This is a genomic window from Marinifilum sp. N1E240 (genome assembly GCF_009295825.1).
GTDB lineage: Bacteria > Bacteroidota > Bacteroidia > Bacteroidales > Marinifilaceae > Marinifilum_A > Marinifilum_A sediminis.
Genome location: NZ_WHKF01000005.1, coordinates 1 through 26,724, shown reverse-complemented (window position 1 = coordinate 26,724; position 26,724 = coordinate 1). Strand labels below are relative to the sequence as shown.

Annotated in this window: 20 protein-coding genes, 1 tRNA gene and 2 rRNA genes; 10 read left to right on the top strand and 13 right to left on the bottom strand. The window is 34.3% G+C overall.

What is annotated here, in order from left to right:
- Window positions 1–82 precede the first annotated feature (82 nt).
- From GCQ56_RS13640 to GCQ56_RS13630, 3 genes are all read right to left on the bottom strand, one after another.
- Window positions 83–1,210, bottom strand: a complete 1,128-nt coding sequence (locus GCQ56_RS13640) for a glutaminyl-peptide cyclotransferase (protein ID WP_227006079.1) — start codon at window positions 1,208–1,210, stop codon at window positions 83–85.
- Window positions 1,211–1,298: 88 nt separating this feature from the next.
- Window positions 1,299–2,771 (bottom strand): cysteine--tRNA ligase, encoded by a 1,473-nt coding sequence (cysS, locus tag GCQ56_RS13635; RefSeq protein WP_152735034.1) that lies wholly within the window; start codon window positions 2,769–2,771, stop codon window positions 1,299–1,301.
- Between the two features lie 59 nt (window positions 2,772–2,830).
- Window positions 2,831–3,652, bottom strand: a complete 822-nt coding sequence (locus tag GCQ56_RS13630) for a toxin-antitoxin system YwqK family antitoxin (protein WP_193323788.1) — start codon at window positions 3,650–3,652, stop codon at window positions 2,831–2,833.
- Window positions 3,653–3,790: 138 nt separating this feature from the next.
- Here GCQ56_RS13630 and rnr point away from each other — a divergent pair, with 138 nt between their 5' ends.
- Together rnr and GCQ56_RS13620 are read left to right on the top strand one after the other, a co-directional pair.
- Window positions 3,791–5,935 carry a ribonuclease R gene (gene rnr / locus GCQ56_RS13625; RefSeq protein WP_152735032.1) on the top strand — a complete coding sequence of 715 codons (2,145 nt, stop codon included), beginning with the start codon at window positions 3,791–3,793 and terminating at the stop codon, window positions 5,933–5,935.
- Between the two features lie 186 nt (window positions 5,936–6,121).
- A complete protein-coding gene (locus GCQ56_RS13620) occupies window positions 6,122–7,474 on the top strand; it encodes a sigma-54 dependent transcriptional regulator (RefSeq protein WP_152735031.1) in 1,353 nt (450 codons plus the stop codon).
- Window positions 7,475–7,477: 3 nt separating this feature from the next.
- Here GCQ56_RS13620 and GCQ56_RS13615 read toward each other — a convergent pair whose 3' ends face one another.
- Complete coding sequence (locus tag GCQ56_RS13615) at window positions 7,478–10,021, bottom strand: response regulator (RefSeq protein WP_152735030.1); 2,544 nt, start codon at window positions 10,019–10,021, stop codon at window positions 7,478–7,480.
- Between the two features lie 321 nt (window positions 10,022–10,342).
- Here GCQ56_RS13615 and GCQ56_RS13610 point away from each other — a divergent pair, with 321 nt between their 5' ends.
- The 3 genes from GCQ56_RS13610 to GCQ56_RS13600 all read left to right on the top strand — a co-directional run bounded on the left by GCQ56_RS13610 (window position 10,343) and on the right by GCQ56_RS13600 (window position 12,194).
- Window positions 10,343–11,206: a hypothetical protein gene (locus GCQ56_RS13610; RefSeq protein WP_152735029.1), complete on the top strand. Its 864-nt coding sequence runs from the start codon at window positions 10,343–10,345 to the stop codon at window positions 11,204–11,206.
- Between the two features lie 149 nt (window positions 11,207–11,355).
- Entirely contained in the window at window positions 11,356–11,742 is a 387-nt protein-coding gene (locus GCQ56_RS13605) for a hypothetical protein (RefSeq protein WP_152735028.1), read from the top strand.
- Between the two features lie 176 nt (window positions 11,743–11,918).
- Window positions 11,919–12,194 carry a hypothetical protein gene (locus tag GCQ56_RS13600; RefSeq protein ID WP_152735027.1) on the top strand — a complete coding sequence of 92 codons (276 nt, stop codon included), beginning with the start codon at window positions 11,919–11,921 and terminating at the stop codon, window positions 12,192–12,194.
- Window positions 12,195–12,266: 72 nt separating this feature from the next.
- On the opposite strand, the gene GCQ56_RS13595 is transcribed toward GCQ56_RS13600, so the two are convergent.
- The 4 genes from GCQ56_RS13595 to ileS all read right to left on the bottom strand — a co-directional run bounded on the left by GCQ56_RS13595 (window position 12,267) and on the right by ileS (window position 18,046).
- The gene (locus GCQ56_RS13595) at window positions 12,267–13,010 is read right to left on the bottom strand and encodes a LytTR family DNA-binding domain-containing protein (RefSeq protein WP_152735026.1); all 744 of its coding nucleotides are present in this window, start codon (window positions 13,008–13,010) and stop codon (window positions 12,267–12,269) included.
- 451 nt (window positions 13,011–13,461) lie between these two features.
- Entirely contained in the window at window positions 13,462–14,070 is a 609-nt protein-coding gene (locus GCQ56_RS13590; protein ID WP_152735025.1) for a lipoprotein signal peptidase, read from the bottom strand.
- A gap of 125 nt (window positions 14,071–14,195) precedes the next feature.
- On the bottom strand, window positions 14,196–14,570 hold the full coding sequence (locus GCQ56_RS13585; protein WP_152735024.1) for a TraR/DksA C4-type zinc finger protein: 375 nt from the start codon (window positions 14,568–14,570) through the stop codon (window positions 14,196–14,198).
- A gap of 35 nt (window positions 14,571–14,605) precedes the next feature.
- Complete coding sequence (ileS, locus tag GCQ56_RS13580) at window positions 14,606–18,046, bottom strand: isoleucine--tRNA ligase (RefSeq protein ID WP_152735023.1); 3,441 nt, start codon at window positions 18,044–18,046, stop codon at window positions 14,606–14,608.
- A 204-nt stretch (window positions 18,047–18,250) separates the two neighbouring features.
- Here ileS and GCQ56_RS13575 point away from each other — a divergent pair, with 204 nt between their 5' ends.
- Both GCQ56_RS13575 and GCQ56_RS13570 read left to right on the top strand, forming a co-directional pair.
- Window positions 18,251–18,661, top strand: a complete 411-nt coding sequence (locus tag GCQ56_RS13575; protein ID WP_152735022.1) for an OsmC family protein — start codon at window positions 18,251–18,253, stop codon at window positions 18,659–18,661.
- 37 nt (window positions 18,662–18,698) lie between these two features.
- Complete coding sequence (locus GCQ56_RS13570) at window positions 18,699–19,724, top strand: NAD-dependent epimerase/dehydratase family protein (RefSeq protein ID WP_152735021.1); 1,026 nt, start codon at window positions 18,699–18,701, stop codon at window positions 19,722–19,724.
- A 261-nt stretch (window positions 19,725–19,985) separates the two neighbouring features.
- Here GCQ56_RS13570 and metK read toward each other — a convergent pair whose 3' ends face one another.
- Together metK and gldA are read right to left on the bottom strand one after the other, a co-directional pair.
- Complete coding sequence (gene metK / locus GCQ56_RS13565; RefSeq protein ID WP_152735020.1) at window positions 19,986–21,242, bottom strand: methionine adenosyltransferase; 1,257 nt, start codon at window positions 21,240–21,242, stop codon at window positions 19,986–19,988.
- 356 nt (window positions 21,243–21,598) lie between these two features.
- A complete protein-coding gene (gldA, locus tag GCQ56_RS13560) occupies window positions 21,599–22,498 on the bottom strand; it encodes a gliding motility-associated ABC transporter ATP-binding subunit GldA (protein ID WP_152735019.1) in 900 nt (299 codons plus the stop codon).
- 114 nt (window positions 22,499–22,612) lie between these two features.
- Between gldA and ispG the strand changes: the two genes are divergently transcribed.
- Both ispG and GCQ56_RS13550 read left to right on the top strand, forming a co-directional pair.
- Window positions 22,613–24,574: a (E)-4-hydroxy-3-methylbut-2-enyl-diphosphate synthase gene (gene ispG / locus GCQ56_RS13555; protein ID WP_152735018.1), complete on the top strand. Its 1,962-nt coding sequence runs from the start codon at window positions 22,613–22,615 to the stop codon at window positions 24,572–24,574.
- Between the two features lie 177 nt (window positions 24,575–24,751).
- A complete protein-coding gene (locus tag GCQ56_RS13550) occupies window positions 24,752–25,432 on the top strand; it encodes a hypothetical protein (protein ID WP_227006078.1) in 681 nt (226 codons plus the stop codon).
- 6 nt (window positions 25,433–25,438) lie between these two features.
- Here the strand turns inward: GCQ56_RS13550 and GCQ56_RS13545 are convergent, their stop codons facing one another.
- Complete coding sequence (locus GCQ56_RS13545; protein ID WP_152735017.1) at window positions 25,439–26,068, bottom strand: HAD family phosphatase; 630 nt, start codon at window positions 26,066–26,068, stop codon at window positions 25,439–25,441.
- A gap of 100 nt (window positions 26,069–26,168) precedes the next feature.
- On the opposite strand from GCQ56_RS13545, the gene GCQ56_RS13540 reads away from it, so the two are divergent.
- Window positions 26,169–26,242, top strand: a tRNA-Ile gene (locus GCQ56_RS13540).
- A 193-nt stretch (window positions 26,243–26,435) separates the two neighbouring features.
- Here GCQ56_RS13540 and rrf (GCQ56_RS13535) read toward each other — a convergent pair.
- Together rrf (GCQ56_RS13535) and rrf (GCQ56_RS13530) are read right to left on the bottom strand one after the other, a co-directional pair.
- Window positions 26,436–26,546, bottom strand: a 5S ribosomal RNA gene (gene rrf / locus GCQ56_RS13535).
- 96 nt (window positions 26,547–26,642) lie between these two features.
- A 5S ribosomal RNA gene (gene rrf, locus GCQ56_RS13530) occupies window positions 26,643–26,724 on the bottom strand; the annotation flags it as partial.

Genomic DNA, 26,724 nt, shown 5'->3' with positions numbered 1-26,724 from the left:
CCTAGTACTAGGGAAAGAGTATATTACACTAAAGGAAAGAGTTTAGATATGTACTACGAATTTTTCCGGGAGTAGTAGTGAATTATTTTTTACTAATCTTTATCTCGAAAAGCTTTGGCCAGCGCTTACCTGTAACAAACATTCTTTGGTTAAGAGAGTCCCAGGCGATCCCATTTAAAACATCATCATTTTTATCCAATTTGTTTTTCTCTGATTGCTTTAGGATAGAACCAAGATTAATATTGCCCTCAACTCTACCGGTTTTTGGATTGATGATTACAATTCTATCACTTAACCATACATTGGCATAAATTTTACCATCGATATATTCCAATTCGTTTAAATTGGTCACTTTGCCTGCATTGTCGTACACCTCAATTGTTCTTATTCTTCCAAAATTGGTATCATCCAGAACAGTTAAAACATTAGTCCCATCCGAAATTATCAACTCATTATTTGTATTAGTAATTCCCCAACCTTGATTATTTGTGGTGTTTGGTTCAAATGAATCGATTTTCTCAAATGTCTCCGGATCAACAACAAATACCTTTCTAGAGTTCCAAGTCAGTTGGATTATCCTATTTTTACTTAAGGTAATTCCTTCTCCAAAATACTCCTGCTCCAAATTTTTGATCGATAAAGCCTCTCCATTTTCTAGCTTTACCTTTCTAAGACTCGACTCTCCATGCTGTCCAGTTCCTTCATATAAAAATCCCTGATGGTAAAACAATCCTTGCGTATAAGCTCTTCTGTCATGCGGAAATGAATTTACAATCTCAAATCCATACTCATCAGGAGCCTGATTTGATTTTATATTCACATAGGTATTTACCAAACCAATTTTTCCATTCTCGTGATAAGCCAGAAGCTTTAACTTGTGCTTACCCATATTTCCCTTTTCAGGAATCCATTTCAAAACCCATGGCTCTTGAGTCAAAGTACTTACCAATTTGCCATCGCCAATCACTTGTAAAGAATCAATATCACCTACTTTTTTTCTTGGATGTATATCTATCAAAACTTCTTCTCCATAAGTAAACAAATCACCTCTATGTGGAGATTTCAATCGCATACTACTAATATATTCAACAGTTTTTTCGACTGCTTTTTCTTCTTTATTCTTAGCAGGTAAAGTTCGATTTGCTCCATTCCCGTTACATCCGATAATAATAACAGCAAATAGGCTTATTAGTAGAGTATGAAATTTCATTATTGTACTTTGTTTAATCGTTTAGATGATCTAAGCTAAATTAGCTAAAAAATAAAAAAACTGCCCTGATTACTCAGGACAGTTTCAATTATTTTATGATTTCCCATTCAAAACCATCTTTGGTGTCTTTCACCGCAATGCCTAAATTGGTCAACTCATCTCTTATTCGATCGGCGGTAGCCCAATCTTTATTCTTTTTGGCTTCGTTTCTGGTAGTAAGCAATAATGAAATTACTTTATCCAATATTTCGTTGTTACCTTCTTCCTCGCCTTCTTCGTTTAAACCTAAAACATCAAAAACCAAGCTTCGATATAAAACTTTTAAAGCTTCCAAATCTTCAGCATTAATTTTCTCGTTTCCAACGGCTAATGAATTAATCATTTTAACGCCATCGAACAAATGAGCAATTAAAATAGGTGTATTTAAATCATCGTTTAAAGCCTCGTACGATTTTGCCTTTAAATTGGCAACATCAACTGTAGATGAATCTGAAACCTGAATTTTATCCAATGTTCCAATAGCAGTCATCATTCGTTTGAAGCCTTTCTCAGCTGCTTTTAAAGCATCATTCGAGAAATCAAGTGGACTACGGTAATGTGCCTGCAACATGAAGAAACGAACAGTCATTGGACTATAAGCCTGCTCTAACACATCATTCTCACCAGAGAACATGTTAGAAAGAGTTATAAAGTTACCCAAAGATTTCCCCATCTTTTGTCCATTGATGGTAATCATGTTGTTGTGCATCCAGTACTTCACAGCTTCTTTGCCATAAGCTCCTGTCGACTGAGCAATCTCACATTCGTGATGTGGAAACTGTAAATCCAATCCTCCACCGTGAATATCAAATTCAGCTCCTAAATATTTTTGACTCATTGCCGAACACTCCAGATGCCATCCTGGAAAACCATCACTCCATTTCGATGGCCAACGCATGATATGCTCTGGTGCTGCCTTTTTCCAAAGAGCAAAATCGAAAGAGTTCTTCTTTTCGCTTTGTCCTTCCAGCTCACGAGTATTCGCAATTAAATCCTCAATTTTACGTCCCGATAATTTACCGTAATTGTGTTTCTTGCTATATGCTTCCACATCAAAATAAATCGAACCTTCACTTTCATAAGCAAATCCATTGGCAAGTAATTTATCAATTACTTCCATTTGCTCAATAATATGTCCTGATGCACGAGGCTCAATACTTGGCTTACGTACATTCAAATCATCCATATCTTTGTGGTATCTATCAGTAAAAAACTGTACCACTTCCATTGGCTCAAGTTGATCTAACCTTGCTTTTTTAGCAATTTTATCTTCCCCTTCATCAGCATCGTTCACAAGATGCCCCACATCGGTAATGTTTCTTACGTAACGCACTTTATACTCCAAATGAGTAAGGTATCTGAATAATAAATCGAAAGTAATTGCAGGACGAGCATGTCCCAAATGCGCATCACCATATACAGTAGGTCCACACACATACAAACCAACATGCGGTGCATTAATTGGTTCGAACAACTCTTTTTTACGATTTAGTGTATTATAAATGAACAACTTATTTTCCATATCCGTTAAAATAATTCGAATTTGTATTGGGGCTGTAAAATTATAAAAAATTATCGCTCTTAGTGAGTAATCCAACGAATAACTTTAGAATTCTGATAGATAGCCGTTTTTTGAAGAATTCCTTTCAGGCTGTAATAGTATCTTTTACCGTTTATTAGTTTGCCATTTTTAAAATCACCTTCTCTATCAGTTTGCTGATTTTTGTTGTAAAAAACATGATATCCATTCCCTGAAAACATCGAACTTTCAGAATTTCCATTTTTCCTTTCTGCTAATTTTACACCTTTTGGAAACTCCTCTTGCAAGTCAGGATTAGACAATCCTTTACAAAATACTTTCTTGCATTTTACTGATCCATCCTTGTAGTACTCATTTATTGTACCTTCCTTATTTCCATTTTTCCAGGAACCAGAGATTTTCAGCTCTCCATTTTCATGATAATACTTCTGATATCCAGTTCTTTTACCGTATTTATTAAAGAAAAAATGCCCCGATAATTTCCCATTTTCAAAATAAGTGTAATACTCACCTTCCCAATGATCTATAACCCAAGTTCCTTTCTCTAATAGTTTTCCATTGGAATAATAGGAACACATTTCACCATTTGGTACTCCATTAGTAAATCGAATGGTATATGATAAAACGCCTGTTTTAAGATAGTTTTTCCAGATTCCTATCTTTTTATTGTCAATGTAGTTTCCTTCTCGTATCTTTGTGCCATTACAATATTCTATCCAATATCCTTGTTTAAGATTTTCTTCATCAACAAGATTAACCGTATCCCGAACCGCAGCTCCATAGGATAGGTTGAAAAAAATCAAGTTAAAAACAACAAAGAAAAGGCTATTTAATATTGACTTATTAATGTTTGAAAAGGGCATTTTCATAATTATAATGGATCGCAGAAATATACTTTTAATGTTTAATTAAAGGATTTCGGCAATCAAAATACAAATTTTATTCTTACTTTAAATTCAAAGCCTCTTTTCAAATCAAATCTTAATTAAGATTTATACAAAATGACAAAAAAAAGAAAAAATTCAGGACCGAAATATAGTCGTAAAAGCTTAGAAAAACTGATTGTAGGGATTTTCAGCAATAATCCTGATAAAACATTCAACTACAAACAAATCTCCAGACAACTGGAGATAAAAGATATGGGAATCAAACAATTAATTGTTGGAATTTTATTCGATTTAGTTGACCTTGATTTCCTTACAGAAATATCAACTGGTAAATTTAAAATGAAATCAAAAATAGGTCATATTACAGGTACTGTTGATATGACAGCAAGAGGTGCAGCTTTTATTGTATCTGAAGATATTGAGGAAGATGTTTTTGTTTCGCAAGCCAACTTAAATCGTGCCATGCATGGTGATATTGTAAAAGTATATCTATATGCTAAAAAACGCAGTAAGCAACCTGAAGGTGAAGTTGTAGAAATTATCAAGCGTAAAAAAACCACTTTTGTTGGAGTTGTAGAAATTTCGGCAAGTTATGCATTTCTGGTTCCTACCGGCAGACAAATGCCTTATGATATTTTTCTGCCACTTTCCAAACTAAATGGAGCCAACAATGGTGATAAAGCAATTGCTCAAATCACCGAATGGCCGAAGAAATCAAAAAATCCAGTTGGACAAATTATAAGTGTACTTGGAAAACCTGGTGATAATGATACTGAAATGCATGCAATTCTTGCCGAATTTGATTTGCCACACGAATTCCCACAAAAGGTAAACGATGCAGCAGAAGAAATCTCCGATGAGATTACTGAAGAAGAAATTGCTCTTCGCCGTGATTTTAGAGACATCACCACTTTTACCATTGATCCGCATGATGCAAAAGATTTTGATGATGCATTATCATTAAGAACCTTAGAAAATGGAAATTGGGAAGTTGGTGTTCACATTGCTGATGTAACACATTACGTAAGAAAAGGCAGTATTATAGAACAAGAAGCTTTTGATAGAGCAACTTCTGTTTATCTGGTAGATAGAGTTGTGCCAATGCTTCCGGAAAGATTGTCGAATGGTGTTTGTTCTCTTCGTCCGAATGAAGAAAAATTGACCTTCTCGGCAGTATTTGAAATGAATGAAAAAGCTCAAATTCTTGATACCTGGATTGGGAAAACAGTAATTAATTCGAACAGAAGATTTACTTACGAGGAAGCTCAGGAAATTATTGAAACCGGAGAAGGTGATTATAAAGAAGACGTGCTTTGTTTGGATAAATTGGCAAAACAACTTCGCGAGAAAAGATTCAAAAAGGGAGCTATTGATTTTGATCGATTCGAAGTAAAATTTGAAATTGATGAAAAGGGAAAACCGACTCGTGTTTTCTTTAAAGAATCGAAAGATTCGAACAAGTTGATTGAAGAATTTATGCTTTTGGCAAACAAAAAAGTTGCTGAAAAAATTGGTAAAGTTACCAAAGGCTTAAAAGCAAAAACCTTTATTTACAGAACTCACGATCAACCAAACCCAGAAAAGCTAAATACCTTTAATCAATTCATTCGCAAATTTGGATACGGCATTAAAACAAACAATGCATCATCCATTTCAACATCCTTAAACACATTATTACACGATGTTAAGGGCGAAAACATTCAAAATTTAGTTGAAACTCTTGCAATACGCTCTATGGCTAAAGCTGAATACTCAACTGTAAATATTGGTCATTATGGTTTGCATTTCGATCATTACTCACATTTTACTTCTCCTATTCGCCGTTACCCGGATATGATGGTACATCGCTTGTTAGAGAAGTACTTTAATGGTAGTAAATCTGTTAATGCTGATAAGTATGAGGAATACTGCCAGCATTGCAGCGAAATGGAGCAAAAAGCCGCCAATGCAGAACGTGCATCAATCAAATACAAACAAGTGGAATTCATGCAGGAACATTTAGGGCAGGAATTCGAAGGAACCATATCTGGAGTTACCGAATGGGGTTTCTACGTTGAACTCGACGAAAATAAATGTGAAGGAATGGTGTCCATTCGAGAATTAGAAGATGATTATTACGAATTCGATGAAGACAATTACTGCATTGTTGGTCGTCATCATCGTAAAATTTATCAATTGGGTGATAAAATTTCTATTAAAGTGGCAAAAGCCAATTTAGTCGCAAAACAACTCGATTTTGTATTGCCTAACGTAAAATAAGAGTTCTGGAATATCTATCGGATTCTATTTAATTATACAGAAAAGTCATTTCTTAATTAATTATAAAAGAATCCGAACGATTTCTTTCATCCGCTCTTTTTATGTAATTTTGGTTGAAAGGCTTGATTAATGGGCTATTGCTACATTAAAAGTCTTCCTGAATACTGAACAACAATCCATTTCCGCATGAAGAGAATACTAATTATCGATGATGATGCTACTATATGCCTGATGCTTCAGGGATTACTTAAGCGAAAGAATTTTGATGCTGATACAGTTTTTTCTGCTGGAGAAGCCATTAAGAAACTTGAAATCGACAAATTTGATTTGGTTTTAAGTGATTTTCGTTTGCCTGATTTTGATGGATTGGAGTTATTGCAAAAAATAAAAGCAATGCATCCTCATGTGCCGGTTATCATCATGACTTCGTATGCAGATATTAGAACTGCAGTTAGTGCAATTAAGATGGGAGCTTTCGAGTATGTTACCAAACCTCTTAATCCTGATGAAATTCTTTTACTAATTAAATCGGCCCTAGAGAAAGCTGAAGAAAAACAAGAGGCTCCAAAAACTATAATAAAAAAGAAGAAACCTGTCGTTGATTTTGTGCGTGGAGAAAGTTCGAGTTCACTCCAAATTGATCAATACGTTAGATTGGTTGCACCGACTGATATGTCCGTTATCATTGAAGGAGAAAGTGGTACAGGTAAAGAAATTGCAGCCCGTAGAATTCATGCTGAGAGCAATCGTAAAAGCAATATTTTTGTTGCCGTAGATTGTGGAGCTTTATCAACCGATTTGGCAGGAAGTGAACTTTTTGGTCATATAAAAGGTTCGTTTACCGGAGCAATTACCGATAAGGAAGGACAGTTTGAAGCTGCTAAAGGTGGTACCTTATTTCTAGATGAAATTGGTAATCTTTCTTACGAAATTCAGGTAAAACTTTTGCGTGCATTACAAGAAAGAAAAGTCAGAAGAATTGGTAGTAATAAAGATGTTGATGTCGATGTGCGAATTGTTGTTGCAACCAACGAAGATTTAGCATTGTCTGTAGAAAAAGGAACCTTTCGAGAAGATTTATATCATCGCCTTAACGAATTTAAAATAACAGTTCCAGCGCTTAGAAACAGAGGAGAAGACATCAAAATATTTGCAAAATACTTTTTAGACTTATCGAATAACGAACTAAATAAAAGCATTTCAAAATTCTCAGATGAAGTTCTCAGCAAATTTAAAGATTATTCCTGGCCTGGTAACTTGCGAGAACTTCGCAATGTTGTGCGCCGCTCGGTTTTATTGAGCCAGGGAGAGCAAGTGGAACTCATCAGTTTACCAACTGAAATCATGAGTGAGAAAGTTCAGAATAATATTGTAACAGAAGGTTCGAACTTAAAATTAATTCAGGCTGCCAACGAAAAAGAGCTTATTATTTCCACCTTACGAAAGGTAAACTTTAATAAATCGAAAGCTGCCAGACTTTTAAATATTGATCGTAAAACCCTATACAATAAAATTAAACAATATGGCATTGAGGTATAACAACTAAACTGTTACCTCTTTTTGAATAGATATTATTACAATGTCTGTATTTTGTTGTACTTCTTCAACCAACTCTTTTATATAATCCGGATCATCAACATTTCCGGATTTTTTGTGCAGTAAATCTTCCAATTCTTTAAGTAATGGAATCACATTAACTACCTTAAGTTGTGTAAATGAACTTAGCATTTTATGCGCAATTGAACCAATTTCCAAATAGTTTTCTTCCCTATTTGCTTTGTTCAAATCAATTAGATTTTCCTTAGCAGATACTATAAATTGATTTAATATTTGCTGAATTAAATCCGAATCATCGGCAGTAAATTGTTTAATTTGCGACAAATCATACAAAATATCGTCGGCTATTAATTCCTTTTCATCAACCACCTTTAAAGAATCACTTTGTTTACCAAGCAACAATTCGGAAAGCATTGAGTTTAAGATGGCTTCATCGAATGGTTTTACTAAACATTCAGTCATACCAGAATCGATATATTCTTTTAAATCAGTTTCTCTTACATTAGCTGTTAAAGCAACGATTGGAATATCAGCGAAATTATTCTTTGTACTTCTAATTTTCCTACAAAGTTCAATTCCTCCCATTACAGGCATATGGATATCGGTTAATACCATATCGTAGTTATTTTTCTGTAGTAAATTCCAGGCTATTTCACCATTTTCTACAAAATCCGCATTAAGCTCCCAATTTGTAAAAATCGTTTTCAAAAGCAACAGGCTGTATTCATCATCATCAGCAATTAAAAACTTCTTTACCTTTAAAATTGGTAACAACTCCTCGTCAGGTTTAAAGTTATTTTCAACCAATGGCATTCTATCTTCATACAGAGGAATCTGCAGAGTAAAACAAGATCCTTTACCAAACTCACTCTCTACAAATAAATTGCCATCTAACAAATTCGCTAACCTTTTACTAATAGAAAGTCCCAAACCTGTTCCTCCATATTTTCTTGCTGAAAATGAATCGGCCTGATTAAAATCATCAAAAATAGTAGTTAGCTTATCTTCCTCTATTCCAATTCCAGTATCTTCAACATCCACTTTAAACAAATACTTGTCGTTATCAGCAATAACCGAGGCTATTATTTTCACACTACCCTCCTCGGTAAATTTTATAGCATTCGATCCCATATTCAGCAAAATCTGCTTTATTCTAAAAGGATCACTAATTAACCTAAGTTCTTTATCACCTGAAAAATTCATCGAAAAGTCAATATTCCTATTCGAAGCATTCACCTTCAGTACATTATAAACCTCAGAGGTTAGACTATATGGGGTAAAGGCAATATTTTCAATGCTTAACTTTCCAGCTTCAATTTTTGACAGATCAAGTATTTCATTTACCAATCCCAATAAATGTTTCGATGAACTATTTAAAACACTAACAAAACTTTGCTGTTTACTTTCAAGTGATGTTTTATTCAGTTGATTTGTAAATCCAATAATGGCATTTAGCGGCGTTCTAATTTCATGACTCATGGTAGCCAAAAACTCCTCCTTTACTTTTGCTAATTTTTCAGCCTTACCCTTAGCAAGCAACAGCTCCTTCCGGTAATAATTACTTTTAGTGATATCTGTAAGAATAAAAATTATGAATAGAACACCCAAAACGAATCCAACAATAATAATTACTGAAATAATAAATATGGAATTGCTGGCAATCTCTTTTGCTTTTGTCGATTCAGTAGTTAGCTGTTCCAGACGCTCCTCTTCAAGTTGTCGAAGTAGAATTTTTATTTTATCCCACATTATGGAATTCTCTTCGACCAACTTAAGCTCCTTTCTTGAAACATATTCTCTGTTACGCCTGTCTTTTTCCTGAGCTATCAGTAACATATTTTCAAGACTACGTAAGAGGCTATCACTTTGAGGCAAGTAACTCGTATCTACCTGTATTTCGGTGCGTTTAATTATCGTTTCAATAGAATCAATTTTTATGGTATCCTTTTTACTACCAAACAATCTGGCTAAAATACCCTTCTTTTTTTCCTTAACTTCGGTTGGCGTAACAACAGTATCCAGAAAGGTTTTTGTTGTAGTGGTGGTTTTTATTTTTGTTTTTGCAGAATCCGAGGCAACGCTCAATTCCTGCATTGCTTTTTGTGCTAAATTTTCCCTTTCTCTTGTTCGTTTTATTCTTACAAACTCCTCCAATTTTTCAGCTCTTTCCTCTAACAAAAAGCTCATTGAGTCGATTAAAAGTATTGATTTACTACTATCGGGACTAAAAGATCTTAACGAATCCAAATCAGCTTGAATTTCAAGAATATTCTCTGCATAATGTGCCAGGTAGCGTTCCTTTTTTGTAAGTGAGTAGATTCTAATTTTGTTTTCAGCTTCAGACAAATTAGTCAGAACTCTATTCATTCTTGCAATTTCCGCATCAGGTTTAGATAAAGAGATAACAGAATCAAGTAGCTTATTGTAAGATTTATACGCTATAAAAACAGAAGCTATAATTGCAAGAAACACAAAAATATAACCTAATACTACTTTAATTTTTATGCTGCTTCTACTTTCTGATTTCATTTGAATATCAATTGATTTTCTGATTTACAAGCTTCTCGTAAAGTTAAAAAGAATTTTCGAAGTCATATTTGTTTTAAAAACTGTAGAAATTATTCGAATTGGGGATTTTATACCCGAAATATGTAGAAAATTTCCCCATAAGTTGTCAGTATAACATTACAAGTTAAGATCAATCAAAAAAACACCTCCATGTTTACACGCTGAATATATGAAACTTACACTTTGAATATTTAATTTTATTTAACAAGATTGAATTTCGGCACGATATTCACTCATAAATAAAGAAAGAATATTGAAACCCCAATCTCTAAAATAATTTATATGAAACGCATTTTTCTAGTATTGTTGATTCTTCCATTTTTTGTGGCTTGTAACCAAAAAGAGTTAAAGCAATTAAAAGAACAAAATCAGCAGCTTACTTCAATGGCTAAGCAAAAAGATTCTACAATCAATGATTTTATTGAGTCTTTAAACACAATTGAAGAAAATCTGGAAATCATCAAAGAGAAAGAAACAATTATTGCGGTAAACTCTGAAAACCCAAATAAATCTCAGAAACAAAAAATCGCAAGTGATTTGACTTCAATTAATAACTTATTGGAGCAAAACAGAGAGAAAATAGCAGATTTAGATAAAAAACTAAATAATAGTTGGTACCAAAATTCAAAGTTGCGTAAACTAACTGATCGTTTAAAAACTGAATTAGAAAACAAAGAAACTGAAATCATAGCTTTAAACGGTAAGGTTGCCAAATTAAACATCGAAGTTGAAAACTTAAATGGGCAGGTAACTGAATTGAACGGAACAGTTTTAGCTTTAAACACTGAAAATGATGCTAAAACCAAAGAAATTGAAGAAAAAACATCAGAGTTAAATACTGGCTTTTATGTTTTTGGTACAAGTAAAGAATTGCAAGAAAAGAAAGTGATTACCAAAGATGGTGGATTTATTGGAATTGGTAAAACTGCAGTTCTTAGCAAAGATTTTAATACAAGTGAATTTAAGAAAATTGATATCACCAAAACTACAACTATTCCTGTTAGCGGGAAGAAGATTAGTTTAGTAACAAGTCATCCTAGTAGCTCTTATAAGGTTGAGGGAGTTGAAAAGATTGAAGGTATTACTATTCTAGATCCAGTAGAATTCTGGAAATCTTCAAAGTATTTAGTAGTAACGGTACGATAATCAATTCATGGTTGAGTTTTAAGGTTGTCCAAGAAAGGCTGTCCGGAAGGATAGCCTTTCTTATTTTCAGTAATTTGTAAGTCTGTTTTGTTTCTTAAAGAGTTTTTGTATTTTAGTATTTAGATTTTTTCTAAATAAAAACAACAAATATGAAAGAAGCATATCAAATCAATAAAGTTTATTCTTTAATCTTAATTCTAGCAGGAGCATTTGGCTTTTTGGCTAGATATTATCAAATGGGCGATTGGCAGTTTACTGCTTTGATCCCTCTGTTTTTTGGAGTTATTTTATTTCTATGCACTCCAGGAATTAAAAAAGAAAATGCTGCAATAGGACATGTAGCAGCTTCGGTAACCACATTACTTATCGTTACGGCTCTAATCATGCTAACAAAAGGAATCTTTGGAGATGCAGAATGGGGCAGAAAACAATGGATATTCCTAATTGTTATATTGGGTGGTGTTTGGAGTTTACGAAGTCAGATAAACTATTTTAAAGCTCAACGTAAAAGAAAAGCGAATCAGGTTAATTCATAGTTTCGTTATTTTTATTTTGCTTTACTCAAGCAAAGCTGCTATTCACTCATAAATTAATACCGCTCATTAATCTATTTTTTAATTCCCATTTTATAGTTAGATCTTAACTTTTATAATACAGTTAAGTTAATTACATATCTGTGTTAAAATTAAATTTTAACTATAAAAAAATTAAGATGGAAAAAACGCAAGAAATGGTAGGAGCATACACTCCTTACAGTTCAAAAATTTCGAATGAAGAATTAAACGTATTTATTAATGCAACAAAAGAAATATTAGGAGTTCATTACACTCCGGTTGCAGTAGCAAGTCAAGTTGTTTCAGGGGTAAATTATCGTTTCTTCTGTAATGCAAAAGATGTTTATCCAAACGCAATTAATGAAGCTGCATTAATTGAAATTTACAAACCATTGGATGGAGCAGCTCGAATTTGTGAAATAAAAAGATGTTAATACTAAAAAGAGCCAATTGGCTCTTTTTTATTTGAAATCAACTTTAAGAATTTACTGGACAGTATTCTCACCTTAAACAGTTGGTAATAGATCGAAAACACATTTATAACAATTTTTTGCAACTGGAATATGCTGGTTATCGATAATTACCATTTTCCCTTCAAATCCTTCAATTTTATGAAGATTTATAATATAAGATCTATGTACTCTTAAGAACTGCTTTTGTGGTAATTTCTCAACAAATTTCTTCAATACCATAGAGTATAAATAATCCCCCTTAAGTGTATGAATAACAGTATAATTATTCTCAGCACGCAACCAAAATATTTCATCAAAACTAACCCTATCAAAATGATTGTTCTTTTTAAGAAATAAGCAATTACTCAATAAGTTTAAGGAGGTATTTTCATCAGCATTAGAAATCATATTTTCACTTGACTCTTGATCATTACAAATTGCGAGGGCAATTGAAAAATAAATTTGTTTTAGAGATGAATTTTGTAGGATAATTCCACTAGGATTTGATTCATTTAGCTTTTCAATATTGTCTTGTATCCCTGATGATATTAGATAAATAAAAGGCTTGTGAAATTCTTTTTTAACAATTCTTGCTAATTGATATCCATCAAGATCATCCTTTATATTTGCATCAATCAATACAATATCAATTTCTGATTCCGTCAAATACTGAATGGCAATTCTTGAATGAAAAACAGTTTTAGTGATTTCAATATCCATCTCATTTAATCGACACAGAATCTCTTCGTCAATAACATATTCGTCTTCGACAATTAAAATACGAATCTTCTTTTTCATCTTCTTATCCTCATTAAATTAATTACACTCCTAGAATAAAATCAGTCTGTCTAAACAGATTTATCTTCATTTACAGTATTCGTATAAGAATTTAATTAGAACTATAACAAATCGTACATTTCTCTTGAAAACTAGTAGATGGCTCTTTCATAAATTTATTATTAGTAGTCGTTAGTAGTAGCTGCTTTTAAGGCAAAATAACATGAATATTATACCCTCATAAACAATTGCTTGCAGTCGTTAATGTGAATTTAATAATAAATATAATACAAACTATAATTTCCTGCAAATATTAAAATTAGTTTATATGTTATTCTTTATTTAAATATTATAAAGATAAATAGGCTTAATCTTTCATTTCGCCAATTGACAAGAGTTATATCAAAAATACCTTACATAAAGACACAAAAAAAGCCCTTAAAAGGGCTTTTACTATATTAAGTAAATTTCTCTATTTTTCTCTCATGAAATAGGTACGTTGGAATAGAAATATAAATGCAACTCCAATGGTAATGTATGAATCAGCAACATTAAAAACAGGTCTGAAGAAAACAAAATGCTCTCCACCCCACATTGGAAGCCATTCAGGAAATCTTCCTTCAAGTAAAGGAAAATAAAGCATGTCAACTACCTTACCATGCAGAAAGCTTGAATAACCGCCAGCTTCGGGCATAAAAGTAGCAACCTGATAGTAACTATCATTAAAAATCATCCCGTAGAAAGCACTATCGATTATATTACCCATAGCACCAGCAAATATTAATGAAATAGCCATTATTAAGCCAATAGGAGCTTTTTTAGTACAAATATCATACAGATACCAACCAATTCCACAAACGGCTACAATACGGAAAAGACTTAGTAAGATTTTACCCCACTCGCCTTCCAGCTCCATTCCAAAAGCCATTCCGTTATTTTCAATAAAATGGATAAGGAACCAATCCCCAAAAACCGAGAATTCTTCTCCCAACATCATATTGGTTTTAATCCAAATTTTTAGCACCTGATCCAAAACCAGAAGTACCACAATTAGTGCTACCGATTTTTTAAATAGCGACATATTTTTGCTTTAAATGTTTAATCTTATTGTTTTTCAGCCTTTAAAGAAATAAAAACCTTTGCTTCTAAACAAAAATGATTGGAAGAATATTCTTCCAATCATTTTATATATTCTATTTGAATAATTTACTGTTTGTTTTTAGCTTCGATACTTAAAGTAGCATGTGGTACAGCGCGTAATCTTTCTTTACCGATTAATTTACCAGTCTCGCGACAAATACCATATGTTTTATTCTCGATTCGAATTAAAGCGCCTTCCAAATGTGAAATAAACTTAGCCTGACGCTGTGCCAATCGACCAGCCTCTTCTTTAGACAAAACTGAAGCTCCTTCTTCCAAAACTTTAAAAGTTGGGGAAGTATCTTCAATATCATTACCCGAACTGTTAGAAATAACAGCCTTTAATGTATCAAAATCCTTTTTAGCCTTTGCAAGTTTCGATTGAATCAAATCTTTGAATTCTTGCAATTCCTCGTCTGTATATCGCTTTTTATCTGTCATTGCATCTATTTTTTTTAAAGATAACAAAAAATCGATTATTCACTAACTTTTTCGATCTTAATAAAGCTCTCTACACCTTGTTCTATCTCCACTGCCTTAGCTTCATTTTCCGCTAATTTCTCCACTAATTCAACACTTACAGCCAATGTTTGACTTCCAATGTATTCTTTATGAGCAAGTACCGCATCATTAATGGATTCATGCATCATAATCTCTAATTTGATCTTATCAGTTACATCAAAATCACTGTCTTTTCTTAGATTTTGAATTCTATTGATAAATTCACGAGCAATACCTTCTTTTCTTAAGTCTTCAGTGATATTTACGTCCATTGCAACAGTAAGTTTCCCTTCGTTGGCAACTAACCATCCAGGTATATCTTCTGAGATGATTTCAACATCTTCCAAAGTAAGATCTACAATTTGCTCATTTACCGTAATAGCAAAGTTTCCAGCTTTCTCAAATGTTACAATATCTTCCTGATTCATTTGACCAATAGCAGCAGCAATTTGTTTCATGATTTTACCGTGCTTAGGACCTAAGGTCTTAAAGTTTGGCTTAATTTTCTTCACCAATACTCCTGATGTATCAGTAATGAACTCCATATCCTTCACGTTAATCTCAGAAAGAACAATGTTCTTGATCGCTTCCAACTGAGGAACCATTGTTTCATCCAAAATAGGAATCATGATTTTCTGCAGTGGCTGACGAACGCGAATTTTCACCTTACGACGCAATCCTAACGACATAGAAGAGATCTTCTGAGCCATGTCCATTCTTTCCTCTAATGCCTTATCAATTTCTTCTGCATTGTATTTTGGGAAATCAATTAGGTGAACCGATTGCTCAGAGAAACGACCTGTAGCCGAATTTAAATCCTTAAACAATTGATCCATATAAAATGGAGCGATTGGTGAAGCTAGAACTGAAATCGTCTCTAAACACTTGTAAAGAGTTTGATATGCAGAAATCTTATCCGTATCGTATTCTCCACCCCAATATCTCTTACGACACAAGCGAACGTACCAGTTAGAAAGGTTCTCATTCACAAAATCCTGAATGGCTCTACCGGCACGAGTTGGCTCGTAAGCTTCGTAGCACTCTTCTACTTCTTTAATTAATGAATTCAATAAAGAAAGAATCCAACGATCAATTTCAGGACGATCTTCCATTTTAACATCAGCCTCAGAATAGTTGAAACCATCGATGTTTGCGTATAATTGGAAGAAAGAATATGTGTTATATAATGTTCCGAAGAATTTACGACGAACTTCTTCAACACCACCTAAATCAAATTTAAGATTATCCCAAGGCTGAGCATTAGTGATCATGTACCAACGTAAAGGATCAGAACCATATTTTTCAATAGTTTCGAAAGGATCCACAGCATTTCCATGACGCTTCGACATTTTGTTACCCTTAGCATCCAATACCAATCCGTTAGAGATGATATTTTCAAAAGCAACACCATCAAAACACATGGTTGCAATTGCGTGAAGTGTAAAGAACCATCCACGTGTTTGGTCAACCCCCTCTGCAATAAACTGAGCAGGGAATAACTTATCGAAATTCTCTTTGTTCTCGAATGGATAGTGTTGCTGCGCATATGGCATCGCACCTGAATCAAACCAAACGTCGATCAAGTCTAGTTCACGAACCAATCTTTTACCTGAATCGGATACAAGGAATAATCCATCAACGTACGGACGGTGCAAGTCGAATTTCTCGTAATTCTCTTTGCTATTATCTCCTTCAACGTAATCTGCAAGAATATTTTCAGTCATGAAACCAGCTTCAATAGATTTTTCAATCTCAGCTTTCAATTCTGCAACTGAACCAATACATTTTACTTCTGTACGATCCTCGCTAACCCAAATTGGTAACGGAGTTCCCCAGTAACGAGAACGAGAAAGGTTCCAATCCTGAAGATTCTCTAACCACTTTCCGAAACGACCTTCACCAGTTGATTGAGGTTTCCAGTTAATGGTTTTATTTAATTCGATCATGCGATCGCGAACTTTCGTAGTTTTGATAAACCATGAATCCAATGGATAATACAGTACTGGCTTATCGGTTCTCCAACAGTGTGGATAGTTGTGAACATGTTTCTCTACCTTAAAAGCAAGACTCTGTAATTTTAGAGCTACAGCGATATCAACATCTAAAGTTGCATCTTTCTCCGTTAAAGTTGGATCGTAATCGTTCTTTACAAAACGACCGGCATACTCACCGTAAGCTTCAACATTCACATAGTTCTTAACAAACTCATCATCTAAATCTTCAATCTTAAAGAATTTACCGGTACGATCAACCATTGGCTGCATCTTACCTTCTTTATCGCGAAGAATTAAAGGTGAAATATCTGCTGCTTTTGCGACTCTATCATCATCGGCACCAAAAGTAGGAGCGATGTGTACAATACCAGTACCATCTTCGGTAGTTACGAAATCACCCAAGATCACACGGAAAGCATCACCTTCTGGTTTCACAAGCGGCATTAACTGCTCATAACGAACTCCTTCCAAATCCGTTCCTTTGTGTTCCGAAAGAGTTTTGAACGTTAAACGCTTGTCTCCAGCCTTATATTCGCCTAGTTCCAAACCTTCATATTTCTTATCAAAGAAATTGTAGAATAGATCTTTAGCAAGAATTACAACACATGGATTTCCTGTGTATGGATTGAAAGTGCGAACACGAACGTAATCAACCTTAGGACCAACAGCCAAAGCAGTATTTGAAGGAAGTGTCCAAGGAGTAGTAGTCCATGCAATAAAGTAGGCATCGCAATCAATTCCTTCGTATAAGTACTCACTCTTTTCATCGCGAGCAACTTTAAACATACCAACTGCAGTGGTATCTTTTACATCTTTGTAACATCCAGGCTGATTCAACTCATGAGTTGACAAACCAGTACCTGCTGCGGGAGAGAATGGCTGAATGGTATATCCTTTGTAAAGCAAGTCTTTCTCGAACATTTGCTTTAACAACCACCAAAGCGTTTCGATATAACGGTTATCGTAAGTAATATATGGATCTTCCATATTTACCCAGTATCCCATTTTCGAAGTCAAATCTTCCCACTCACGGGTATATTTCATGACATTGGTTCTACAAGCTTCGTTGTATTCATCAACGGTTATCTTGGTTCCAATATCTTCTTTAGTAATTCCCAGTTCTTTTTCAACACCAAGTTCTACTGGCAGACCATGTGTATCCCAACCAGCTTTACGATTCACCTGAAATCCCTTAAGAGTTTTGTATCTACATACAATATCCTTAAGTGCACGAGCCATAACGTGGTGAATACCTGGCATTCCGTTCGCTGAAGGAGGTCCTTCATAGAAAACAAAAGATGGGTTCCCTTCACGGGTCTCCAAACTCTTCTCAAAAGTCTTGTTTTCTTCCCAATCCTTTAAGATATCCTTATTGATCTGAGAAAGATCAAAGTTTTTGTACTCTGGAAATTTAGTGCTCATTTATATTAATTTTATCTTGTATTCGCTAAAAAGTTTACAAATATAGAAAAAATACAAAAGCGAATGATCATATTGCATGCATATTCAGGCTGCTAAAGGTTTTTTAATCAGCATTTCAATGATGATTAAATCCCATTTCATCCTACTTACTTATAATCCGAAATTATTAGATATATTTAGCTTTAAATTTCAAATCAAAATACCATGACAACTATAAAATCCAAATATCTTGGAGATTTACGAACAGAATGTATTCATCTACAATCTGGAAATAAAATTTTTACCGATGCACCAACCGATAATCAGGGAAAAGGAGAAGCATTTTCACCAACCGACTTATTGGCAACGTCATTGGGTTCTTGTATTATGACCATTATGGGAATTGTGGCTCGTGATAACAATATTGATATTGTTGGAACAGAACTGGATATTACGAAAATAATGGCAAGTGATCCTCGTCGTGTATCTGAAGTAATTGTAGAATTCAACTTCCCAGATAAGGATTATACTGCTGAAGAAAAGAAAATTATTGAAGCAGTAACTGGAACAAGTCCGGTACCATTAAGCGTTCACTACCAAATGAAACAAACCATTAAACTGAATTGGGTGAAATAACTTCACCCTGTTTTCTTTTACATTTAATTCTCAACCTATGATTTTTGTAACTGGTGGAACAGGTCTTGTTGGCTCTCATTTACTTTTCGATTTAGTTTCGAAAGGACAAAAGGTACGTGCTCTAAAAAGAGAAAGTAGCAATACCAATTTGGTTAAAAACACTTTTTCGTATTATACCGATAAAGCTGATGAACTTTACCAAAAAATTGAGTGGTTCAATGGTGATATGCTCGATCCTTTTTCTTTAGAAGTAGCTTTAAAAGATGTTGTAGATGTTTATCATTGTGCGGCTTTGGTTTCTTTTAAAAAAGAAGACAAAAAGAACATGTTGGATATAAATGTAGAGGGAACTCGCAACTTGGTTAACGCTTGTATTGATGCCAGGATTCATAAATTTTGCATGGTAAGCTCCATTGCTGCATTGGGATCGCCCGAAGAGGGAGAAGATACCGTTACTGAAACAACTCCCTGGAGTCCTGAAGAAAAACGATCAGGCTATTCGGTAAGTAAGTTTCAATCCGAATTGGAAGTTTGGCGTGGAATTGAAGAAGGTTTAAATGCCGTAATTGTAAATCCATCTATTATTTTGGGTCCAGGACAATGGGATAAGGGAAGCTCACTTTTATTTAGCACAGTTGCCAAAGGATTAAAATATTACACAAAAGGAATTACAGGTTATGTGGATGTTAGAGATGTAAGCCGAGCCATGGTTGAACTAATGGAAAGTAATCTCGTTAACGAGCGCTATATCCTTAATGGCGAAGACTGCACCTATGAATTCATTTCCAAGTCCATCGCAAAATACATTGGTATTGAAGGTCCTACAATATATGCGTCGTCAAAAATGACTGAAATTGGTTGGCGATTTGCACTACTAAAAAAGATTTTTTTGTTTAAACCTGCAGGTTTTACCAGAGAAACCGCCCGAGCATCGCACAATGTGAAGCATTACTCAAACGAAAAAATTAAAAAGTCAATAAATTTCAAATTTATCCCTATAGATAAAAGCATTAAAGATACAGTAATGCATTACCCAATTGATGCTAAAGTAAAAAAGGACTAAAATACAATGAACAGAAAACTTAAAATATTCTTATCAATTGTGATAGGAATAATCATCACCAACTTGATAAAATTACCTTTGCCAGAATATCTTATTGACTCTAAAATAATGATTAAAGCTATAATTATAGGTTTCGTTTGGTTTCTGATTTTTGTAGGTGTTTCAAATCTTACTTATCGTTTTTTAAATCGAAAATTTAAGCACTAACAAAAAAGCCATTCCCCGAAAGGAATGGCTTAAATATAATGTGTTTGTTGTTGTTTACAAACCAAATGTTTCTTTTACCTGCTCTACATAGTCGAGTTTCTCCCAGGTAAACAATTCAACTTCCATTTCCTTATCACCAAAGTAAGGAGAATCAAATTTCTTCACCACGGTTCTCGGTGTACGTCCCATGTGACCGTAAGCCGCCGACTCTTCGTAAATAGGATTACGTAATTTCAAACGTTGCTCGATAGCTGCCGGACGCAAATCAAATAATTCTTTTACTTTCTCAGCAATTTCTCCATCGCTAAGCGATACATTCGATTTACCATAAGTATCAACAAAAATACCTACAGGCTCGGCAACACCAATTGCATATGACAATTGAACCAAAATTTCGTCGGTAACACCAGCTGCAACCAAATTTTTCGCAATATGACGAGAAGCATAGGCAGCCGAACGGTCTACTTTTGAAGGATCTTTTCCTGAGAATGCACCACCACCGTGAGCACCTTTACCACCGTATGTATCAACAATAATCTTACGACCTGTTAATCCTGTATCTCCGTGAGGACCACCAATTACAAATTTTCCTGTTGGATTTACGTGTAATATAATCTCATCATCGAACAAAGACTGAACACGTTCTGGTAATTGATTGATGACACGCGGAATCAAAATGTTTTTAACATCCTTCTTGATTTTAGCCAACATTAATTCATCATTCGGACCAAAATCATCGTGCTGAGTAGAAACCACAATGGTGTGAATTCTTTCAGGAGAATCCTGATCGTTATACTGAATGGTTACCTGAGATTTTGAATCTGGACGAAGATAAGTCATCTCTCGTCCTTCGCGACGAATAGCTGCCAATTCGATGAGCAAACGATGTGAAAGCTCTAAAGATAAAGGCATATAATCATCAGTTTCTTTGCTCGCATAACCGAACATCATTCCCTGATCACCTGCACCTTGTGCCATTGGATCTTCACGATCTACACCACGGTTGATATCATCTGATTGCTCATGAATTGCTGATAAAACACCACATGATGTTCCATCGAACTGATACTCACTTTTAGTGTAACCAATACGATTGATTACCTGGCGAGCAACTTCTTGAGCATCGATATAAGTTTTGGTTTTAACCTCACCGGCAAGAATAACCTGCCCGGTTGTAACCATAGTTTCACATGCAACTTTCGAATTTGGGTCGAAAGCTAAAAATTTATCCAATAAAGCATCTGAAATTTGATCAGCGACTTTATCTGGATGTCCTTCTGAAACTGACTCTGATGTGAATAAATATCCCATAATATTTTAATAAATTAGTTGTCCTATCGATTGTCTCAGTGTCATCAATACTACATACGAGAATTAACTATGTCTGAAATAATCAATACGTATTGTTGTTTAATACCATTACTAAATAATGGTGTTCACGATACGGGAAAGCAATGTTAGGTCATCTAATTGCAGAAAAGCAATATAGTTTACCATTTAGCATTTTTTTCTGTGGTTGCAAGCAGCCAAATCTTTCCACTTATTTCGTCGCAAAGGAAAGTATTATTTCGGAAAGAAACAAAAATGCAAGAGCTGTTTTAGCTGTTTTTAACAATTCGTACTCCTGAAAAACAGCTAGTTTGACCTCTATTAAGACATGTAAGTCTTTATTCGACTGTTAATTCATGGAATATTTCTTCGAGATTTTGGCTTTGTAGCTTCATCTCTAAAATGATCCAATTATTTGCCACTGCTGTTTGAAATATTTCTTTACGGATATCTTCATCTGTTGAAACTGCATATCGATTGTTACCCAAATCGTTTATTCCTTTAATTGCTGGGAGACTTTTTAGGTTCTCAACTGAAATTCTTTCGGCAAATTCCAATTCAATTATCTTAGAATTTAATTCTGAATTTAAATTTACAATTCGTTTATCAGCAACTAAATTTCCTTTATTAATAATTAAAGCTCTTTCGCAACAAGCTTCAACTTCCTGCATAATATGTGTTGAAAGCATTACTGTTTTTTCTTTCCCTATATCCTGAATCAATTTCCTTACTTCTATCAACTGATTGGGATCGAGTCCTGTAGTTGGTTCATCGAGTATTAAAACCTTCGGATTATGAATCAGAGCCTGAGCAATTCCCACTCTTTGCCGGTATCCTTTCGAGAGAGAGCCAATTTTTTTATTCTGTTCTATTCCCAATCCTGTAAGCTCAATCATTTCGGCAATTCGAGTCCTTTTATTACCCAGCTTGTAAATGGAAGCAACATGATCCAAATATTCTTTCACATACATTTCCAGATACAATGGATTATGCTCGGGCAAATAACCAATCTGCTTTCTAACTTCTAGCGAATGTTCCTCAATATTTAAACCATTCACTTCAACAAATCCCGAAGATTGTGGAATGTATCCCGTAATAATCTTCATCATTGTTGATTTACCAGCTCCATTAGGACCCAAAAATCCAACAACCTCACCTTTGTTAATCTCAAAACTAATGGTATCGAGTGCTTTTTGTTTGCCATACAGCTTACTTACTTCTTGAACAATTATCGACATAGGAATGGTTTACATTGTTGTCCTATAGCTTGAGAGCTCTTACTTCTTGCTAAAGGATGATCAAATTTATAAAATTTATCAATTACCTTTGTGCTTAAATTCAAATCAAAGGCAATGAGTTTCTCACAACATAAACAATTTTGTAAAGATCTTTTTAACTATTCTCGTCGCACATCGAGCGAATCGAAAATTGGAATTACACCAATGGGAGCATGTAATCCTATTCGGATTCAATCGATGACCAATACCGATACAAACGATATTAATGCAAGCGTTGAGCAAGCTATTGGAATGATTGAGTCGGGTGCTGAATATGTACGTTTGACTACTCAAGGTACTAAAGAGGCTGAGAACTTAAGGTTTATAAAAGAGGAATTGTTAAAGAGAGGTTATCAAACTCCTTTGGTTGCTGATATTCATTTCAATCCTAAAGCGGCTACGATAGCAGCAAAATTCGTTGATAAAGTTCGAATCAATCCGGGAAATTTTGTGGATAAAAGAGCTGATTTCAACAATAGCAATTATGGAGAATATAAGTATCAGGAAGATTTAGAGAAAATTAGAGATAAATTTATTCCACTTTTACGCATCTGTAAAGAACACAATACGGCAATTCGTATTGGTACCAATCATGGTTCTTTATCAGACAGAATAATGAGCCGATATGGTGATACACCAAGAGGTATGGTTGAAGCAACTCTTGAATTTCTGAGGATTTGCAAGGAACAAGATTTTTACAATGTTGCTATTTCCATTAAATCGAGCAATACGGTAATGATGGTGAAAACAGTTCGTCTGTTAGTAAGTGAAATGGAAAATGAAGATATCCATTTTCCTTTGCATTTGGGTGTTACTGAAGCTGGAGAAGGAGAAGACGGAAGAATTAAATCGGCAGTTGGAACCGGAGCTCTTTTAAATGATGGGATAGGAGATACAGTTCGTATTTCCTTGACTGAAGATCCGGAAATAGAATCTCCTGTTGGGCAAAAATTAGTGGACTATGTTTTAGAGAAAGAAAATCATGAGCAAATTGTTCCCGTTGAAAATGCCGATGTCAACCTGTTTGATTTTTACAAGAGATCAACCTATCTGATTGAGAATATTGGCAGTAAAAAACTTCCTGTAGTCATCTCAGATTTAAGTCACGAAAGATTTTTAACTGCCGATTTACCACAATTGGCAGGCTACATTCAGGATGATGATACACTAGAGTGGGAAAAAGGGAAATTAGCAGCCGATTACATATATGTTAATGGGTACGATCCAATTTTTGCTGATTATCCAAAAGACATGGGCATTATTGTAGATCAGGAATGTTGGGAATTAACTGATCAATATACCGATAAATCCTATCCATTGTTTCAAACAGAGGAATTTTTAAATGATAACCTAACTGCATTTTGTTGCGACATTCACTTTTTAGAGTGTACTTATAAAGATCTCTCCAATGATTTTATTGAAAAGGTAAAAGCAAATCCTAAAATCGTGTTAATCTGTAAATCGAATCATCAGAATGCATTTGCAGAACAAAGAGCCTTTGCATTTAAATTGATTGAAAGTAATTGTAAAGCTCCAATAATTTTCAAAAGATCTTTCCACGATAATTCACTCGAAGATCTACACATAAAATCATCTTGCGATTTAGGTAGCTTATTCTTCGATGGATTCGGTAATGGCATAAGCATAGAAAACAATGGAATACTTCCTCAAAATGAGGTTTTATCTACCGCTTTTGGAATTCTTCAGGCGGCAAGAGTAAGAACTACAAAGACTGAATTCGTTTCCTGCCCTGGATGCGGTAGAACACTATTCCAGTTGCAGGATGTAGTTGCAGAAGTAAAAAAAGAATTTTCCCACTTAACTCATTTAAAAATTGGAGTTATGGGCTGCATTGTAAATGGTCCTGGCGAAATGGGAGATGTTGATTATGGTTATGTAGGAGCTGGTCCGGGTAAGGTGTCTCTTTACAAAGGGCACGAAGTTTTAATCAAGAATATTCCTAGTAAAGAAGCCATATCTGAACTCAAACAAATCATTAAACGTAACGGTGATTGGATTGACAATAATATCAATTAACTTGATTAACGGATTTTTTTATTACATATAGTTTTATATCTTGCGTATAGACCTAAACATAGCATTATCAGCGTGAAGAAAAAAGTCCTGCTCATAATTTTTTCATTTCTATTTACTTTCGCTTATGGAGATAAACTCGAATTAAGTGGTATTTATTTGGGCAAAAATCTTTACGTTATGAACCCCTTTGCCGATTCAGGTATTGGATATTGCGTTTACGAAGTGAGCGTAAATGGTCAAACGTCATCTGATGAAATTAACAGCAGCGCTTTCGAGATAGATTTAACACATTTCAATTTTGATATCGGTCAAAAAATTACTGTAATACTTCGTTATAAAAGCGGCTGTATACCAAGAGTTATAAATGCCGAGGTTATACAACCTAAGGCATCATTTGTTTTACAAAAAGCAGAGGTGGACAAAAAAGGAATATTGCATTGGAGTACTCGTGGCGAAATGGGTTCTATTCCTTTTACTGTGCAACAATATCGTTGGAACAAATGGATAACTGTTGGTGAAGTGGAAGGAAAAGGTTCGTCCACCCTTAACAAATATGAATTAAATGTTCGTCCACATACAGGTGAAAATTTATTTCGATTGTGTCAAACTGATTATACTGGCAAGCCAAAATATTCAGATCGTATCGTTCATCAATCAAAACTAAAATTAGTTAGTTTTGGTCCTGAAAAAGTAAAAGATGAACTTCTTTTTACAGACTCCACTTTATATGAAATTTACGATAATTTCGGTAATATTGTATTTAAAGGCTTCGGTACCAAAATCAATCTTAAAGGACTTCAGTCAGGCTTGTACTATATCAATTACGACAATACAATGGGTAGTTTCAAAAAGAAATAATCCTTTTTAATTTCCGAACAAGTCCAAAACTGTTTCACCATTATCCAAATCCAGGAAGTGTCCCTTCATACCAACCGATCTTGCCGCTTCAACATTGGCAAACATATCATCAATAAATAATGTTTCCTCTGCAACCAGTCCTTCCTTGTATAAAACCGATGAATAAATTTTAGTATCTGGTTTTCTCAAACCCATATCATGAGAATAATAATCTTTTTCAAAAAAATCAGACAAGTTAACTCCATGAGTTTCTCGTATCATCCCCGTATAAGCTTCCCAGTGGATGATATTAGTATTACTCAATAAAAATATTCTATGCTTTTCCTTAAGTCGGCTAAGAAGCTCTAATCGTTCGTAAGGCAGATCTAAAAGCATGGAATTCCAAGCTTCATCAATTTCCTTATCACTTACATCTTTACAAATGTGTTTTCTAATTTCAGATCTAAATTCATCTGCACTAATAATTCCTTTTTCAAGTGAATCGAATAAACCATTAGTCCGATATTCATTTTTAATTAATTGAACATCCTCTAAACCAATATTTTTAAAACTGTTAACTGCCTTATCCGGATCAATATTCAAAAGTACACCACCGAAATCAAAGATTATATTTGAGAAAGAATTGTATTTTTGCATAAAATTTTTGTGTCAATTATTGAATTATTCAATACAAATATGTAATATTGCACACCGAAAACAAAGATAAAACATTGCTTTTATTTTATAAGTTTTTCGAGGGCCTATAGCTCAGCTGGTTAGAGCACCTGACTCATAATCAGGGGGTCCATGGTTCAAGCCCATGTGGGCCCACCCCCAGAAAACACTCAATCTTTTGATTGAGTGTTTTTTTTATGCCCAACTTAAAAGAAATTTAAACCTTTCCAGACTTATGAAGTTGAATTTAAAAGTTGTTCAACCAATTCATATGCATCAATCTTAATTAAACTGAATTAAATTCATAAAAAAAGAGTCTTACTCCTAGATGGAATAAGACTCTTTTAAAGATTGGCATCGACCTACTCTCCCACATCTCTGCAGTACCATCGGCGCTAACAAGCTTAACTTCTCTGTTCGGAATGGGAAGAGGTGGAACCTTGCCGCTATAAATACCTGAAATCGTTAATATTTTAATTACAAAGAATATCCTTTGCACGTAATTTTTCATTATAAAAAAGAGTCTTACTCCATTTGGAATAAGACTCTTTTTAAAGGTTGGCGTCGACCTACTCTCCCACATTTCTGCAGTACCATCGGCGCTAACGGGCTTAACTTCTCTGTTCGGAATGGGAAGA